The 17,237-nt window shown below is 61.9% G+C and carries 12 protein-coding genes; 10 read left to right on the top strand and 2 right to left on the bottom strand.

Annotated elements, in window-relative coordinates; all coding sequences use genetic code 11:
- Positions 1–2: 2 nt before the first annotated feature.
- From FFI89_RS23970 to FFI89_RS23925, 10 genes are all read left to right on the top strand, one after another.
- Complete coding sequence (locus FFI89_RS23970) at positions 3–788, top strand: SDR family NAD(P)-dependent oxidoreductase (protein WP_138830065.1); 786 nt, start codon at positions 3–5, stop codon at positions 786–788.
- A gap of 52 nt (positions 789–840) precedes the next feature.
- The gene (locus FFI89_RS23965; RefSeq protein ID WP_138830064.1) at positions 841–2,007 is read left to right on the top strand and encodes a CaiB/BaiF CoA-transferase family protein; all 1,167 of its coding nucleotides are present in this window, start codon (positions 841–843) and stop codon (positions 2,005–2,007) included.
- Positions 1,997–2,791 carry an enoyl-CoA hydratase/isomerase family protein gene (locus FFI89_RS23960; protein ID WP_168213019.1) on the top strand — a complete coding sequence of 265 codons (795 nt, stop codon included), beginning with the start codon at positions 1,997–1,999 and terminating at the stop codon, positions 2,789–2,791. The genes FFI89_RS23965 and FFI89_RS23960 overlap by 11 nt, the downstream gene beginning before the upstream one ends.
- Positions 2,792–2,804: 13 nt before the next feature.
- Positions 2,805–3,740 carry a hydroxymethylglutaryl-CoA lyase gene (locus FFI89_RS23955; RefSeq protein ID WP_138830062.1) on the top strand — a complete coding sequence of 312 codons (936 nt, stop codon included), beginning with the start codon at positions 2,805–2,807 and terminating at the stop codon, positions 3,738–3,740.
- Between the two features lie 11 nt (positions 3,741–3,751).
- Complete coding sequence (locus FFI89_RS23950) at positions 3,752–4,954, top strand: acyl-CoA dehydrogenase family protein (protein WP_138830061.1); 1,203 nt, start codon at positions 3,752–3,754, stop codon at positions 4,952–4,954.
- Positions 4,955–4,965: 11 nt separating this feature from the next.
- Positions 4,966–6,339 (top strand): MmgE/PrpD family protein, encoded by a 1,374-nt coding sequence (locus FFI89_RS23945; RefSeq protein ID WP_138830060.1) that lies wholly within the window; start codon positions 4,966–4,968, stop codon positions 6,337–6,339.
- Positions 6,336–7,157: an aspartate/glutamate racemase family protein gene (locus tag FFI89_RS23940; protein WP_138830059.1), complete on the top strand. Its 822-nt coding sequence runs from the start codon at positions 6,336–6,338 to the stop codon at positions 7,155–7,157. The genes FFI89_RS23945 and FFI89_RS23940 overlap by 4 nt, the downstream gene beginning before the upstream one ends.
- The gene (locus FFI89_RS23935; RefSeq protein ID WP_138830058.1) at positions 7,154–8,041 is read left to right on the top strand and encodes an MBL fold metallo-hydrolase; all 888 of its coding nucleotides are present in this window, start codon (positions 7,154–7,156) and stop codon (positions 8,039–8,041) included. Before FFI89_RS23940 ends, FFI89_RS23935 begins: the two co-directional genes overlap by 4 nt.
- Before the next feature lie 155 nt (positions 8,042–8,196).
- On the top strand, positions 8,197–9,192 hold the full coding sequence (locus FFI89_RS23930; protein ID WP_246669239.1) for a LacI family DNA-binding transcriptional regulator: 996 nt from the start codon (positions 8,197–8,199) through the stop codon (positions 9,190–9,192).
- Positions 9,193–9,238: 46 nt separating this feature from the next.
- Positions 9,239–10,435 carry an NADH:flavin oxidoreductase/NADH oxidase gene (locus tag FFI89_RS23925; protein ID WP_138830057.1) on the top strand — a complete coding sequence of 399 codons (1,197 nt, stop codon included), beginning with the start codon at positions 9,239–9,241 and terminating at the stop codon, positions 10,433–10,435.
- A gap of 1,200 nt (positions 10,436–11,635) precedes the next feature.
- Here the strand turns inward: FFI89_RS23925 and FFI89_RS23920 are convergent.
- Entirely contained in the window at positions 11,636–14,968 is a 3,333-nt protein-coding gene (locus FFI89_RS23920) for an adenylate/guanylate cyclase domain-containing protein (RefSeq protein WP_168213018.1), read from the bottom strand.
- Between the two features lie 825 nt (positions 14,969–15,793).
- Positions 15,794–16,966: a L,D-transpeptidase gene (locus FFI89_RS23915; RefSeq protein WP_168213017.1), complete on the bottom strand. Its 1,173-nt coding sequence runs from the start codon at positions 16,964–16,966 to the stop codon at positions 15,794–15,796.
- Positions 16,967–17,237 lie beyond the last annotated feature (271 nt).

Raw genomic sequence — 17,237 nt, 5'->3', positions numbered from 1 at the left:
AAATGGCGCAGACCGAACTGCCAAAAGCGTTGGAGCAATTCCTGGTCCAGGGGAAGTGCGCGGTCGTGACCGGCGGCGGCGATGGGATCGGGCGCGCCGCTGCGTTGTTGCTCGCGGAGGCCGGGGCCGCCGTAGCCGTACTTGATCACGATGCTGCAAAAGCGGAAGCCGTTCGGGCGGAGATCGTTGGTGCAGGCGGTAAGGCGATGGCCATCACGGCCGACGTCTCCGGTGAAACGGCTGTCGAGGCGGCATTTTCCAGCGTGGTTGCAACGCTCGGTCCGGTCGACATTCTCGTGAACAATGCCGGTCTCGCGGTGCGTGAGCCGGCCGATACGCTGTCGGTCGATAGCTGGAATCGCGTCCTCGCCGTGAACCTGACGGGTATGTTCCTGTGTGCCCGGATCGCGGCCCGCAGCATGCGCGGACGCTCCGGCGCCATCGTCAATACGGCTTCGATCATGGGATTGTCAGGCGGGCTCTACCCCAACGTGGCCTATCAGACCACCAAGGGCGGGGTCGTCAACATGACACGCGCGCTAGCGCTGGAGTGGGTCGGCGACGGCATTCGCGTCAATGCGGTGGCGCCGACGTTCGTCAGGACGAATTTCATCGCCGGCATGATGGCCGATCCGGTCAAGGCGGCCCATGTGATCGAGGCGACGCCGATGCATCGATTGGCCGAACCGGCGGAGGTCGCTGCAGCCATTTTGTTTCTGTCCAGTCCAGCCGCAAGCATGATCACCGGCGTTACGCTGCCGGTCGACGGAGGGTTTCTCGCACGATGAGAGTTGTTTTGATGATGGCAGCGACGTCTGCGTCGCCTGCCGGGAGGATTTGATGACCGACGTCGACAAGCCGCTCGCGGGTATCACCGTGGTGGAACTCGGGCACAGCGTGGCTGCGCCCTATGCGGGACTCATTCTGGCGGATCTGGGCGCGCGCGTGATCAAGGTCGAAAACCCCAGGAGCGGCGACTATGCGCGCGGCTGGGGGCCGCCGTTCTGGAACGAGACTGCAAGTGTTTTCCATAGCCTCAACCGCGGCAAGGAAGGCGTCACCGTCGATTTCGGCGACCCCGGCGACTGCGAAAAATTGCGTTCGCTTATTCTGGAAGAGGCCGACGCGGTGATCCAGAACCTGCGCCCCGGCATCCTGGAAAAATTCGGCCTCACGGCCGGCGCGCTGCGCGCAGAGAAGCCTGCGCTGATCTGGTGCGACATCGGGGCCTTTGGCGCCACAGGGCCGCTGGCCAGCAAGCCGGGTTACGATCCACTCGCCCAGGCCAGCACCGGCATCATGAGCGTGACGGGCGAGGGCGGCCGTCCACCGGTGCGCGTCGGTGTTTCCCTGGTCGACATGGGCTCCGGCATGTGGGCGGTGATCGGCATGCTCGCGGCCCTCGTCGCGCGCAACAAGGGTGGGCAGGGGCGCAGCGTTGCGACCTCGCTTTACGAGACCGGACTTGCCTGGATGACGGTGCCGCTGGCCGGTCATGCGGCATCGGGCGAAGTACGCAAGCCCTACGGCTCGGGTACGGCGGAGATCGCGCCCTACCAGGCCTTCAAGGCTTCCGACGGCTGGCTGATGATCGCTGCCGGCAACGACAATCTGTTCCGCAAGCTGTGCGGTGCGCTGGATCTGCCGGCGCTTGCTTCCGATCGCGATTTTGCGACCAACGCAGCGCGGGTCGTCAACCGCGAGCGGCTGATCCCGCAAATCCAGACGGCTGTCGGCCGCTATACGGCCGATGCGCTCGGCGAAATTCTCGATGAAGCAGGTGTTCCAAATGCGCCGCTGCTCACCACCGATCAGGTGGCACGGCATCCACAAACCCGGGCACTCGATATGATGGTGCGTTGCTCGGACGACGACATCGAACTGGTCGGTATACCGCTTGCCTTCGATGGCGCGCGTCCCCGCGCGCGCACGGCTGCGCCGGCGCTGGGCCAGCACAATGGCATCCTTCGGACATCCGCAAGCAAGAGGACGACCCATGCGAAGTGAATTCCAGACGATCAAGGTCGAGCGGCGCGACGGCAATATCCTGCTTGTGACGTTGCATCGGCCGGAGGCGTCCAATGCCATGAACACCCAGATGGGCCTCGATCTGGTCGAGCTCTTTGAGGGATTTTCGACCGACATCGAAGGTCTGCGGGCGGTGATCCTAACCGGACACGGCGACAAGGCGTTTTGCGCCGGCGGCGACCTGAAGCAGCGCAACGGCATGACTGACGATGCCTGGCAAGCGCAGCATCTTGTCTTCGAGCGCATGCTGCGTGCGCTTCTGGGCTGCCCGATCCCGGTGATCGGTGCGATCAATGGCGCGGCCTACGGCGGTGGTTGCGAGATCGCCGCGGCGCTCGACTTCGTCTACGCCTCGACCAATGCGCGCTTCGCGCTGACCGAAGTGACGCTCGGCATCATGCCGGGCGGTGGCGGCACGCAGAATCTGCCGCGCGCCGTCGGTGAGCGCCGCGCCAAGGAACTGATCCTTTCCGGCATGCCGTTCTCCGCCGCCGAGGCCGAACAATGGGGCCTGGTCAATCGGGTGCTGCCATCAGGAGAATTGCTGGAGGCGACGTTCGCCATCGCCCATCGCATTGCCGCCAACGGTCCGATCTCGGTACGGCAGGCCAAGCAGGCGATCCATCGCGGCCTGCAGATGTCGCTCGCCGACGGCCTCACCTTCGAGATCGAGGCCTACAACCGCCTGGTTCCAACGGCGGACCGGCGTGAAGGCGTGCTCGCCTTCAACGAGCGCCGCAAGCCGAACTTTCAGGGCAAGTAGAGGAGACCGTCAGATGCGTGAGAAAGCTCATGTTCGCGAAGTCGGGCCGAGAGACGGCATTCAGATGGTCAAGAGCATCTTGCCGAGCGAGCGCAAGCTCGCCTGGTGCCGCGGGGCGATGGAGGCCGGGATCCGCGAGATCGAGGTAACTTCGTTCGTGCCGGCCAAGGTCATCCCGCAATTCGCCGACGCGGAGGAGGTGGCCCGGGGCGCGCTGGCCATGTCAGGCCTGCGGCCGTCGGTTCTGGTTCCGAATCTGAAGGGCGCGGAGCGTGCGTTTGCGCTCGGCGTGCCGATGGTCAATTACGTGCTGTCCGCAAGCGAGGCCCATAATCAAGCCAATGTCCGCCGCAGTACCGAGGATTCGCTGCTCGATTTTGAGCGCATCGCCGCAGCGCGCGACCAGCGTCCGGGAAAGCGGATCGGGCTTGGCGCGGGCATCGCGACCGCCTTCGGCTGCACCATCTCGGGCGCGGTGTCGGAAGCTCGCGTAGTCGAGATCGCCGTGCGGCTCGCGAGGTTGGGCGCCGACGAAATCATCGTTGCAGATACCGTGGGTTATGGTGATCCCGGCCAGGTTCGCCGGCTGATGGGCGCCGTGATCGCGGCGGTCCGTCCATTGCCGGTCGCCTGTCATTTTCACGACACCCGCGGTCTCGGCCTCGCCAACGTAACGGCCGCACTGGAAGCGGGTGTGCGTGCGTTCGACGCTTCGCTCGCCGGCCTCGGCGGCTGCCCGTTCGCACCGGGCGCCACCGGAAACATCGACACCGAAGACACCGTATTCCTGCTCGAACAGCTTGGCTTCGATACCGGCGCCGACGTCGAAAGATTGGTCGCGTTGCGACGCGAAGTCGAGAGCTGGTTACCGGGCGAGCGCTTCTCCGGCGCGATCGCCCGCGCCGGGCTGCCCAAAACGTACCGCGTGTCGGCCAGCGCCGCCGCCTGAAAGGATCAGACATGAATTATCACGACACCGCCCAGACGGCTGACATGGAAGTCACCGTTGCCTTGGGTGAAGATTTTTCCGACCTGCGCAACAGCGTGCGGCAGATCTGCAAGGGTTTCCCCGGCGAATACTGGCGCAAGCTCGATGATCGCAGCGGCTATCCGACCGAGTTCGTTGCCGCGCTGACCGAAGCGGGCTTCCTCGGTGCGCTGATTCCGGAGGAATATGGCGGCTCCGGCCTGCCGCTGCGCGCGGCCGCGGTGATCCTCGAAGAGATCAACGCCAATGGCTGCAGCGCCAGCCCGGCGCATGCGCAGATGTACATCATGGGGACGTTGCTGCGTCATGGCAACGAACAGCAGAAGCGAACCTATCTGCCGGAGATAGCGGCGGGAAGGTTGCGGCTGCAGGCGTTCGGCGTCACGGAGCCAAACACCGGCTCCGATACCACCCAGCTCAAGACGCGCGCCGAGCGTCAGGGCGACGTCTATGTCGTCAACGGTCAGAAGGTCTGGACGTCGCGGGCGCTGCACTCCGATCTCATGCTGCTGCTGGCGCGCACCACGCCGATCGATCAGGTGAGGGGGCGTACCGAAGGACTCTCCGTATTCCTTGTCGATCTGCGGGAAGCGAAGGGCAACGGCATTGAAATCCGCCCCATCAAGGCGATGGTCAATCACAACACGACCGAAGTGTTCATCGAGAATCTGAAGGTGCCGGCGGCCAACCTCATCGGCGAGGAAGGCAAGGGCTTCCGCTACATCCTCGATGGCATGAACGCTGAACGCATCCTCGTTGCGTCCGAATGCGTCGGCGACGGCCGCTGGCTCCTCAACAAGGGCGTTGCCTACGCCAACGAACGGCGGGTCTTCGGCCGGCCGATCGGCCAGAACCAGGGCATTCAGTTCCCGCTGGCGCGCGCCTACGCCGAACTCGAGGCCGCCGACATGATGTGCCGCCGCGCCGCCGCATTGTTCCAGGCGGGACGGCCCTGTGGTCCGGACGCCAACATCGCCAAGTTGCTGGCTTCCGAGGCCACCTGGAAAGCGGCCGACACGACCTTCCAGACCCATGGCGGATTCGCGTTTGCGCAGGAATACGACGTCGAGCGCAAGTGGCGTGAAGTACGACTTTATCAAACGGCCCCGATCTCGACCAACATGGTGCTGGCCTATGTGGCGCAGCACGTGCTCGGTCTTCCACGTTCTTACTGAGGAGGCGACCCATGCTGGATATCACCCGTCAGACTGCGAATTTTGTTGCGAGCCTCAAGCCATCCGACCTGTCCGACAGGTGCCGCGCGGCCGTGCGGACCGGCATCGTCGATTGCGTCGGCGTCATGATCGCCGGCGCGGCAGAACAGCCGGTGCGAATTGTGTCGGCCATGGTGGCCGCATCCACCCATAACGATGGTGCGCCGGAGGTTCCGTCGGGCCGCAATCTCGCATCATCGGATGCCGCGCTCGTCAACGGCGTCGCGGCGCATGTGCTTGACTATGACGACGTCGCGCTCGCCGGCCATCCGAGCGCGGTGCTGGTGCCGGCGATCCTGGCCGAAGGCTGGTCGCTCGATTCCAGCGGCACCGACGCGCTCGCGGCCTACGTCGCGGGTTATGAAGTATGGGCGCAGGTCGCAGCGCTGGAGCCCGGTCACTTCCATGAACGCGGCTTTCATCCGACCGCGGTGATGGGCGCGCTCGCGACCGCCGCCGCCTGCGCGCGGCTGCGCAAGCTCGATTCCACCAAGACGGCGCATGCCATCGCCATTGCCGCGTCGCTCGCGTCGGGTCTGGTCGCCAATTTCGGCACCATGACCAAATCGCTGCATGCCGGCCGCACCGCCCAGTCGGGCGTGCTTGCGGCGCGTCTGGCCGATCAGGGATTTACGGCGTCGCTCGACGTGCTGGAGCACCAAACCGGCTTCCTGCGTGCCCATTCGCCTTCAGGCACGCCTGACATCGAGCATGGAACGATCGATATCGGCAAGAACTGGCGGCTGGAGGATCTCGGCGTCAATGTGAAGCGCTATCCCACCTGCTATGCCACTCATCGCTCGATCGATGCGATGCTGGGACTGGTGAGCCAACACAAGCTGAAGCCGGACGATGTGCGAGAAATTCGCGTCCATACTGGCATTACGCAAAAGCTGATGCTGCGCAACAACAATCCGCAGACCGGTCTTGAGGCCAAATTCAGCATGGAATTCGCGATGGCGTCCGCGCTGATCGCCGGACGGGTCAGTCTTTCCGAATTGACGGACGAGTTTGTGTCGCGACCGGAAGTCGGCGCCACCTTTGCAAAAGTCCGCTGCACGACGACGGATGAGATCATGCCCGGGGACCAGCCGTTCGCCCCGGCCGATCAGGTCAGCGTCGTGCTTGCGTCCGGTCAGTTGCTGGAGCACGCGCCGGTGGTTCATGCCAAGGGCAGTTGGCAGCTGCCGCTCTCGCGGGACGAACTGAAAGACAAGTTCATGGATTGCGCGACGCGCGTGTTCAAGCGGGCGCAGGCCGCGGCCTTGTTCGAGCAGCTCTGGAACCTGGAAGATCTCGGTTCGCTCCGCTCGCTGCGTCTGACAGCTGAGCGGATCGATGCATGATGGAAGCTGTCCCGAACGGATCGCCGCCGCGCATCTGGCATCAGTCGGTCAACGAACTCGATCACCTTGATGTCTACAAACGCGCGCTGGAGGCCCACGCTGCGGAGATCCTCGGCGATGATGCAAATGTCGTCGTCCACGGGCTTCCGGTCGGGTCGTATGGCGGCGCCTCGGCGACCGCGGTGCTGGGCAATGCCTTTGCCTATCACCGGATTCTCGACCGGGTCATCGACTATGCCATAGCGGCCGAGAAGCAGGGCTACGACGCCTTCGTCATCGGCTCGTTCAGCGAGCCGTTCTTGCGCGAGATCCGCTCGGCGGTCGATATCCCGGTGGCCTCACTCACGGAAAGCGGGCTGCTGGTCGGCTGCTCGCTCGGCAGTTACGTGGCGCTGGTCTCCAACGCGCCGGCGGTGCAGTGGATGACCAAGGTTGCGGTCGATAAACACAAGCTCGGCGCCCGCGTGCTCGAAGTTGCAGCGATGGATCCGCCGCTTGACGAGCCGGCACTGGCGCGGGCTTACGTCGACCCGGCGCCTGTTATCGCCAATTTCACGGCGGTGGCCGAGCGGCTGGTGGCACGCGGCGCCGACGTGATCATTCCGGCCGAGGGTGTGTTGGCCGAGCTCCTTGTCCGCCACGGCGTCCACGAGATTGCCGGCGCGCCGGTGATGGATGTCTTCGCCGTCACCTGGGCCTACGCCCTGATGCAGATCAGACTCTGGTCGAAGGCCGGACTTCGCGTCGGCCGCAGCTGGCACCACAGACGCGACGATCCCGCCGTCGTCGCTCGGTTTTTTCAAGAGGAAGCCCGATGAACAATTTGTCCCCGACGCAGGTCCCAGGCGTCTATCATCGCAAACTCGGCGACGTGCTGGTCACCGGCCTCAGCGACGGTTACGTCGATATGGGATACACGATTTTCCGCAATATCCCGGAGGACGAGACCAAGACCATCCTCGCGCGCGATCATCGCACGTCTCCGCCGCGCATCTCGGTCAACGCATTTGCCTTGCGCGTCGGCGGCCGTACCTATCTCGTCGACTGCGGCTCTGCCGACCTGATGGGGCCGACGTGCGGTCGCCTGCCGGCCAATCTCGCGGCCGCCGGTATCGATCCGGACTCGGTGGACGGGGTGCTGCTGACCCACGTTCATCCCGACCATTCCAACGGCCTGACGGATGCCGCGACCGGAACGCGGCTGTTCCCGAACGCCGAAGTCATCGTGCATGAGAACGAGATCAATCACTGGTTCAACGACGAAGCGATGGCCAAAGCGGCCGAGCGTCCCCGCCGACGCTATTTCGAAGCCGGACGTACCCAGATCAAGCCCTATATGGCCGCCGACCGTGTGCGTACCTTCATGAAAGGCGAAGTGCTACCCGGCGTGACCGCGATTCCGATTCCCGGCCACACGCCCGGCCATACTGCCTATGTCATTTCGTCCGGCGGCAGCTCACTGGTGATTTGGGGCGACACGGTCCATGTACCGGAAATCCAGGTCGCCCGTCCCGAAGTGACGATGGAGTTTGACACCGATCCTGAGGCCGCCGCCGTTGCTCGGCAGATGATATTCGACATGGTGGTCTCCGATGACATGCTGGTCGGCGGCATGCACCTGCATTTTCCGGGCTTTGGCCATATGCGATGCGAGGCAAGAAAGTACAGCCTGGTTGCGGAGCAGTGGGCTTTCGAGGTCTGAGCCGCAATCCCGCCAAATGCCTACGACCTTCGGATCACCCATCGGGATTCACTTCCGTGTATCATGCGTTAGAATCGATCGACGATGGCGAACGACGGGCGACAGATGACGGATGGCGGATGGCAAGTCGCGGAAGCAAGCTGACGATCCACGATGTGGCGACTGCCGCCGGGGTTTCCACCGGTACGGTGTCGCGCGTGCTCAATGAAAACACCACCGTTCGCCCTGAAATCCGCCGCAAGGTCCAGCAGGCGATCGATGTACTCGGTTATTCGCCGAATGCGGTGGCCCGCAGCATGCGCATGGGGTCGACCCATACGATCGGATGTATCCTGCGCGAGATCAACATCCCGCAGCTTGCCGGGTTCGTCAAAGCCGCGCACGACGTGCTCGATGAGGTCGGCTTCTCCCTGGTCATCTCCAATTCGGAAGGCCGCATGGAGCGCGAGCGGGAGTTGCTCAGCCGCCTGTCGCGGCGACAGGCCGACGGTGTGATGATGGGGCCGTACACGGCTATCTCCGGTGAGTTTGAGGCGTTCCTGCGCGATCTCGATATTCCCATCGTGTTGATCGATCGAGATCAAACGGCCTGGGCGGATGCCGTGATCGCCGATCACGCCGAAGGAATGCGTCTTGCCGTCGGCCATTTGCTGGACCTCGGTCACCGGCGCGTCGCCCTGATCACCGGCGAGCGCGGGCTTTACCCGGCGCGCGAACGCGTCCGCGGCTATCAGGAGGCCTACGCCGCGCGCGGTCTGGAGCCTGATCCGTCGCTCATTCAAGTCGGAAGCTTTCTGCCCGGTGCCGGATTCCGTTTCACCTCGGCGATGCTCGGCCAGCGCAATCCGCCGACGGCCATTATTTCCGGCGGTATCGACATGTTGTCGGGCGTATTGCGTGCCATCCGGGGTCGCAATCTGAGGATACCGGAAGATGTCTCGGTGGTCGCGTCGGGCCATTCCGAGTTGGCCGAGTTGTTCACACCGCCGATTGCCGTCATCGGGTGGGATCAGGCGGAGGTAGGCCGGATTGCCGCCGGCATGCTCCTCGATCGGATTCGAAATGGTAACTCGCAAGAAGCGCGCAGCGTTCTCGTTCCAAATGAATTCGTCTCGCGCGCATCGGTGGGACCCCCGAAACGCAACGCATGATGGCGCAGGCCCGCTGAGTGGTCACAGCATACAGGGAGATATTGGAATGACCGACGGATCGATCAACGGCGAAAAAGTGGTGCGGCCAATGCTATTCCAGCCACTCGCGATTCGAGGGCTCTCGCTGAAAAATCGCCTCGTTGTGCCACCGATGGTCCACTATCGTTGCGATCCCGGAAATATCTGCGGTACATTCCACGTCGTCCATCTCGGCCGCTACGCGCTGGGCGGCTTCGGACTCGTCTTTGTCGAGGTGACGGCGGTCGAGGAGGTTGGATTGAACAACGAGCATGACCTCGGCCTCTGGAACGATACGCAGGCCGAAAGCTTCAAGCCGCTGATCGCGTTTATGAAGCGCCAAGGCACGGCGATCGGCATCCAGCTAGGTCACGCCGGTCGCAAGGCCTCGATTCAGAGCGCCATGCAGGGCATGGGCCCGTTGACCGAGGAGAATCTGAAAGCCGGCGCCAAGATCTGGCAGCCGGTCGGGCCGACGGCCGAGCCCGTCGCCAAAGGCTGGCTAACGCCGCGGCCACTGACGACAGCCGATTGCAAGACGATGGTCGGCACGTGGGCGGGTGCCGCAAAACGGGCGGTTGAGGCCGGATTCGATACCATCGAAATCCACATGGCGCATGGTTATCTGCTCGCCTCGTTTTTGTCGCCGGTCTCCAACACGCGCGACGACGAGTACGGCGGCGACCGGGCCGGGCGCATGCGGCTTCCCTTGGAAACTGTCGAGGCGGTGCGCCGTGAAATGCCGGACTCGATGCCACTTTTCGTACGTGTTTCGTCGGTCGATGGCACCGTGGAGGGCTGGAACATGGATGACACGGTCGCCCTTGCGCACGAATTGAAGGTGCGCGGCGTGGACGTGATCGACTGCTCTTCGGGCGGTATCTCCGGTGCGGCCACGGCAGCTCAGGTAACGCGCAGCCTCGGATTCCAGGTCCCATTTGCTGAGCGCGTCCGCCAGGAAGCTGACATGCCCACCATGGCCGTCGGCATCATTCTTGAGGCGGAGCAAGCCGAAACCATTCTCCGGAAGGGCCAAGCCGATCTGATCGCTGTCGGCCGCCAGTCGCAGTTCAATCCCAATATCGCCCACCACTGGGCGCACGATCTCGGCATCGACGCGCGCTTCGAGGACTGGTCACCTGAGTTTGGCTGGTGGCTCGAGAAGCGGATCAGAACCCTCGAAGGCATTGCCACGCCGACTGGCCTCGTTACGCGCCACCTCTGAGTTCCGCCGCGGCTATCGCGGTGGGGATGCCGACCCAAGGGTCGTCTCAGCCATCCCGATGGTCGGCAAACGTGCCGGATTTTTGCGTGTCCCGATTTGAATCTTCCGTCCGACAAATTTCTGAGTTTAGGCGGACGATCGGAGGAAATATCGCAGATTTGGGTCGTGTGGGGAAAAGCGCAGCGGTCTCTCGCTACCAGTAATATCAATAACTTAGCTCTCGTTCTGACGCTCCGAATTCTATCGCACCACGCGCCGCACCACGTTTTCGGTCGCGAGTCTGCGACGGCGAAGATCCGCCCCGACCGAGTAGGCTGATTGTCAAAGTCGATCAGAATTCAGCCTTGAACGAGAAGCGGCGCCGGCTTCCTGTTAATCAGCGGTGTCCGAGCTCATCCTCGGTGCGGGCTGCCGCGCGTTGAAAGCCTATTGCGCCCTCGGTGCTGTTAGAAGCTTGGTATGATTCAGCCGCCGGCAGCGGATTTTGATTCCCCCATTCGGAGGTTCGATCCCTCCCGCCCCAGCCAGCCATTCCGGCGTTAGGCCGGGCTCCCCAGGAAACGCGAGAATGCGCCGGAAATCCCGGCTTTTCGCGCATTCGATTTGGTCTCCAGGCTCCCAATTCGCCGGACTTGAGGTGGAAATCGCCGAAAGTCTCCGGCCATTTCCGCGAATATTCCCGTTTTGGGGAGACTATCGGCGGAGACGGGTTCGATCAGGACTGCCGCCTGAGCCGGGCAGTTTTGGCGACGGCACGAAGTACTGCCAGCTAATCTCCGAAGCCGATGCGAAGCTCTAAATAGTACCAGAATGGAAGGATTTGGAGATGAGCCGGTTCGCGGAATGGCAACTATGGAACGGTCGGTCCTGGCGGCGCAAAGCGGTCGTTGAGGTGCGGACGCTAGATCTCACCGGCTTCGGCTAGGCTGGATCTAATCCAAACTTTCTCTTGATGGTCTGGCCCCGCCAGAATTGTCGTGGCTGCACCGAGGCGCCGTATCCCTCTATGTCGAGAAGGTGGCATCGGCCGCATGTGTGGACATCAACCGCTCCAATTTGTGCAAACGCATTAGATGATGCTCATTTCGATTCCGGGATAAACTGTGACCAAACGTGCAAGTGGGGTATCGAGTGGGATACTTGTGCACGAGCATTATCGGTTTCGGGTTGAGAAAGGTCGAAAAAGAATGGCCAGCTTGGCTAATGCCTATGCCTGAGCAACTTCTCCGCTTCTTCGATTTCGGGGATATCTCGCCCTGCATCGAAATCTGCGAGGAGCGGCGCGAGCATCGCAGATACGGCCGCCGCACGACCATCCTTGATGTAAAGGCGCGAAAGTCCGACTGCGCTGCGCAATTCGAAGGTCTTCGTCTGTTGGCTTCGGGCGATGTCAAGGGCCTTATTGAAGGCATTTTCGGCGCTAGAAGGGTTCGGCGGGTCGCGACGCAATAAGAGCTCACCCTGGACACGATGCAGTTCGGCATCCAGCCAACGCTGGCCGGATTGTTCCGTCCAGGTGATCAACTCGCGCAAAATTTCCAGCCCAGTCTCGAATTGCCCTGCCGCTGCATTCGCTATGGCAACCTGCTTCCCCCAAAATGGCTCACAAAGATAGCAGTCATTTTCGTGCAGCAAGGTCCAGCCTCGGTGCATTTCTGCAAGTCCACCCTCTCGGTCGCCGGCACGCCACTTTGCCAGACCGTTTAGGTAGGTGCCGGCGGCCACATACAAGGGCATCGTGTGCTCGCGGGCGAGGCCCAAGGCAAGGATTGTCTCCGTTTGTTGCAACGGGCCTCCGCATAGTCCGTCGAAGACAGCCTTATGAACGAGCGCGTTGGCTTGAGGGAGCGCTCGCTTTTCTCCTGACGCGCTCACCGCTTGTGCGGCGAGCCGGTGCGATCGATCAATCTTCCCAATCGGCCAAAGCACCAGAGCGAGAAACCTCATAATAACGCACGGCAGGTCCAGCGTCGATGCCCTGAAGGTCTCGGGATTCGGCTCGGCACCGTAGATCGCGAGTGCCCGCTCAAGATCCATTTTCGCGTTCAAGTAATCGCCACCGAACCAGCAGGTCACCCCGTTTGTCCAATGTGCGACGACTGCAGCCACCGGCGATTCCGGTCGTCGGTTGGCGGCGCTCACTATTGCATCCGCCAATTCCCGCATCGGCGCGATCTCGCCGTGAGTCAAGCAGGCATTGAACAGCCCCGAATGGATCGGCGCGAGTTCGACCGGATCGTTGATGTCAGCCGCTAGCTGTCGGGCGCGCGTCCACGCGGCCACCGTTTGGGGCGCGCTGTGTCCAAGGCTGCCCCGCAGCGCTCGGCCATATACGATTTGAAGATGCAGCCGGTTCATGATCCGGCCCGGCTCATCAGGCAGCTCATCGGCGATCGCAACCGCCTTGCCGAGATGTGCGATTGCCTCGGAATATGCCGAGCGTTTCAGCGCCTGCTGACCCGCCTTACGCCACCACTCGAGGGCTATTCCGCTCAGCCCGGCTTCAGTGAAGTGGTATGCTAGGACTTCCGGCTCGATCTCGGCGATGACCGGAAACCTATCGCGCAGGACATCGCCAATCTGCTTATGGAGCAGTTGCCGGCGACTCTTGAGCAGGCTCTCGTAAGCGGCTTCCTGAACGAGCGCATGCTTGAAGCTGTAGCTTGATTCTGGCGGCGTCCCGCGGCGCAATAGCAGTTCGGCCTCCTCGAGTTGCCCGAGCGCGGCGCTCAGCGTCAGATCATCGCGCCCCGCCACACAACGCAGCAGCGCGTATGAGAAGTCGCGGCCAATGGCAGCGCCAATCTGTGCCACCTCCTTGACCGGCGCGAGCCGGTCGAGCCGCGCCATAAGCGAGTCCTGCAGTGTCGCGGGAATGGCGAGCGGCGGGAGCGGACTATCGAGGCGATAGCGCCCGGCATCTTCTACGAGTAGTCCGGACTCCAGCACCATCTTGGTCAATTCCTCGACGAATAGCGGGATACCATCCGTCCTCTCGATGATCTGCATCATCATTTCACCTGGCAGCCGTCGACCGACGGTCACCTGCTCGACCAGAGCGCGCGTGTCCTGCCGGTCAAGCCGATCGAGCCGCAGCAGGCTGACGTTGGGAAGACCGGCCCAGGGCGGCTCGAACTCGGGCCGACAGGTCATGAGCGCGAGTATCGGCAGCCCCCTGACCCGGTCAACCGCGAGATCGAACAGCTCAAGCGTCGTGGCATCGGCCCAATGCATGTCCTCACAGACGATCAGCACTGGTTGCTGCCGTGCCAAACCCTCAAGCTGATCGAGAAGGGCGGCGAATGTCTGCCGCCGCTGCTGCACTGGATTCAAGCCGAGCGGCGGATAGCGCTCGCCAGTTTCGATCGAAAGGAGAGCGGCAATGAGCGGCGTCGCTTTAGCCACCTGCTGCGTTCCAAGCGCAAGCATTGCCTCAAGCTTGTCGAGCTTTTCCTCGGGCGTGTCCTGTGACCTGATGCCGGCAGCGCGCTCGAGTTGAGCGATAAAGGGATGAAGCGCACTGTTGGTGTGGTAGGGCGAGCACTGATAGCGCACCCGACGGTGGGCCCCCAACGCAGGGTTCTCGGAGAGCGTTGCAACAAGGCGCGATTTGCCGATCCCGGCCTCGCCAGAAATCAACACCACTTGGCCCTGGCCCTGCCACGCCAGTTGCTGGCGCGAGAGTGCGAATTCGATCTCTGCCTTGCGGCCGACAAAGCCAATCGAGCGCGCGGTTCGCACCGCCTCGAAGCGGCTCTCCGATGCGGCTCCACCTTCGACCGCCCAGACCGCGATGGGCTCGGAGATGCCCTTGACCTCGCGGCGGCCGAGGCTGCGAAAAGTGAATAAATCGCCAAGCAGGGCGCGCGTCGAAGCAGCAACGACAACCGCTCCCGGCTCCGCCAAGCTCTGGAGACGGGCAGCGACATTCGGTGTATCGCCGACCATTGCCTGCTCCTCTGATGCGCCTCCGCTGATGAGGTCGCCAACCACCACAAGCCCGCTCGCGATGGCGATCCTCACCTCAACCTGTTCTTGCCCGCGCGTTTCGAGCAGCCCTATTGCGGCGATGATGTCGAGCCCCGCTCGCACTGCGCGCTCCGCGTCATCCTCATGTGCGCGGGGATAGCCGAAATAGGCGAGTATTCCGTCGCCCACAAACCTGGCGATAATGCCGTCATAAGTGGCAATGACCCTAGCGCACGCGGTCCGATAGGAACGGATCACCTCCCACATGTCCTCGGGATCGAGGCGCGCCGAAAGCGCGGTCGAGCCCACAAGATCACAGAACATTACAGTGAGGTGGCGTCGCTCGGCATCATGCCGAAGAGCCGGCTCGGCAACCAGTTCTGCTTGATTGAGTTCAGCGATCACGCGCAGCATTTTACGTCGATGGCCGAGCAGGACCCCGAGCCTGTCGAAGTCCTGGTCCGTCAGTTCGGCAAGGACACCAAGGTCGATCCCGTTCTCGGCAAAACGCAACGCGTATTGTCCAAGCCCAAGCTTCTCGAGCCAGTCCGCAATCTGTTGCATTGGCACCACCGACTGTCTGGTTGGCGGCCAGCCCAATTTTGGACCACGGAAACAAAAAAAATATCCCAATATTTCCCGGATGGCACGTCTTGTTTGCGGCAATTCGGCGCGGCTGGTCCTCGATGTTTTTAAGGGGTGCTTAATACAAATGTCCGCTACTCAAGAGAGTATTTGCAGGATACAGAACGGCTGGATTGCTGTACGCGCTCACTCGACAGCAAGGTCGAACCCACTCGCAGCGTTGAAAAAATTCAGACTGATATGAACGCCGCGACTGATTGAGCGGGTCCATGAGCCGGCGACATCACGGAGACCCGCGTTGCATCAATCTTCGGCCAACGAATAAGGACGGTATTACGCTACTCCGGAAAATTTTGTTTGAACCTTGAACGTCGGACGATGACGAGGGTGAGCGATGTCCGCATCTGGGGTGGATAGTGTTGAAAAAGTCTTTTGGCGGTGACGAGCGAATTCTTAGAGGCCGCTGATGCGTTTCGTGCGTGGCGACGTGAGTGACCACACGTTCCTCAGAAAAAGGACCATCGAGGTTCGTATCGACGCTACGGAGTATTGCAGGGGCGGAGTCGGCCAAAAATCAACTTTTGCGGAATTTTCGGAGTGGTTCGATTTTCATCTTTTGCAACACTATCAGGGGATGAACGGACTAATCCTAGACGCGGCCCAAGGTCTCAGTTTGACCCCAGAACGGACCTCGCGCTGCTTTGGCTTAGGTGCGGACATCAAGAATTTTGCACCAGAATTGCGGTCGAACAATTCCAGCGGGTTGCGCAGCGGCACCGTGTGTTGGTGGGTTGCGCCGCCGCATCAATGCGTTACCACGATGAAATCCGTGTCTTTTCCCGTCTCATGGCTAAATCCGTTGTCGGAAATAATCAATGAAGAGGCCGGCGTCAGAAGTTTAGAGATCCTCTCAACCGTATCCTGCGGTATTTCGATGCGGTTGAGGACAGCGTTTGCCTGATCGGGCGACGGTACCGATAGGGCGGCATGCTTCACGGGCGCTTCGCGCCCTTTCGTGGCACCCTCGATGCGAGGAAATTCGTCCGGAATCGACACGACGGTCCAGCGAATAGCAGTTCCCTCGTTCCGGAATTCCATTGCGGTAAACACGTGCGTTCCCAGCGGCTCCTCCGGATTTTCGATCTTGACCGGGACATCAAACAACGGCGTGAAGCCCTGACGCACGAACAGCTTGCTCAACTTACGACTGACGAAGATGGAGATCGGGACGATCTTTTTGGGCGCGCTTGCAGCGGGAGCCGAGCCCGGCACCTGGAGACTGGCGGCTTCCGGAGTCTCAGCGTTTGACACCAGTGATCCCTGCGTTGCTGCGGCTGTACCGATGCTCTTGGTTGCGACGGTGGCAGTCTGGAATTCCGACGAACCGGACGCGGCTTTCGGTTGAAAAAGATGCGGATTGGTTATCTCGACCGGCTGGACATCACCGTGCGCAATGATCACGCGCGTGCCGCGCTTCGTGAGATGCCAGAGCCGAACGGCAAAATCATTTTTCAAACGGATGCAGCCGTGTGATGCCGGATGCCCAGGCACGACACCGGCGTGCAACGCTATCCCTGACCAGGTGATGCGTTGCATGTAGGGCATGGGGGCGGCGCTATAAATATTTGAACGGTGCCATCGTTGTTTGCTGATGACGCTGAACACGCCGAGGGGCGTAGGATGCCCCTCCATTCCCGTGGACACCGAAGAGCGTGCGATCAGGGCGCCGTTGTCAAAAAGCGAGACCCGTTGGTCTACTATCGAGATGATGATCTGGAGCGGGCCCTTCGGAAGGGGATCGGGCCGAGCGCTCTTCGCCGTTTCGGAGTTTGTCTGCCGGTGGTGGTGCTTGTGTTTGTACGGAGGGTATTGGCTTGGCCAGAACGTGTGTTGGGGTCCAAACAGAAATTGAGCGTGTGCGATCCCCGCAGGGATCATGAAAATGGCGAATACAGCCGTTGTTATCGCGCGCTGCATTGTTGGTAATCCCTTAGCGAACATCGCCCGGTCCCATAGCCGCGATTCCATCGTTTCGAGACGATGCGCGAAGCCGACGCCTGATGCGTCATCCCGACAGCGCGCCAAGCCTCTCCTTCAAATCTGGTCGCAGTGGGTCGAAAATTGGACCGTACTCACAATTACGGTGTGAGTTGCCGTTGAGACGGGCGCAATTGCTTGCGATCGACGCGTTGCCATCGGGCAACATGTTTTGGAAAAATTGACGAGCGGCCGTTTGCGCCATTGCGCG

The organism is Bradyrhizobium sp. KBS0727 (genome assembly GCF_005937885.2).
Taxonomy (GTDB): Bacteria; Pseudomonadota; Alphaproteobacteria; order Rhizobiales; family Xanthobacteraceae; genus Bradyrhizobium.
This window is presented reverse-complemented; position numbering and strand designations above follow the sequence as displayed.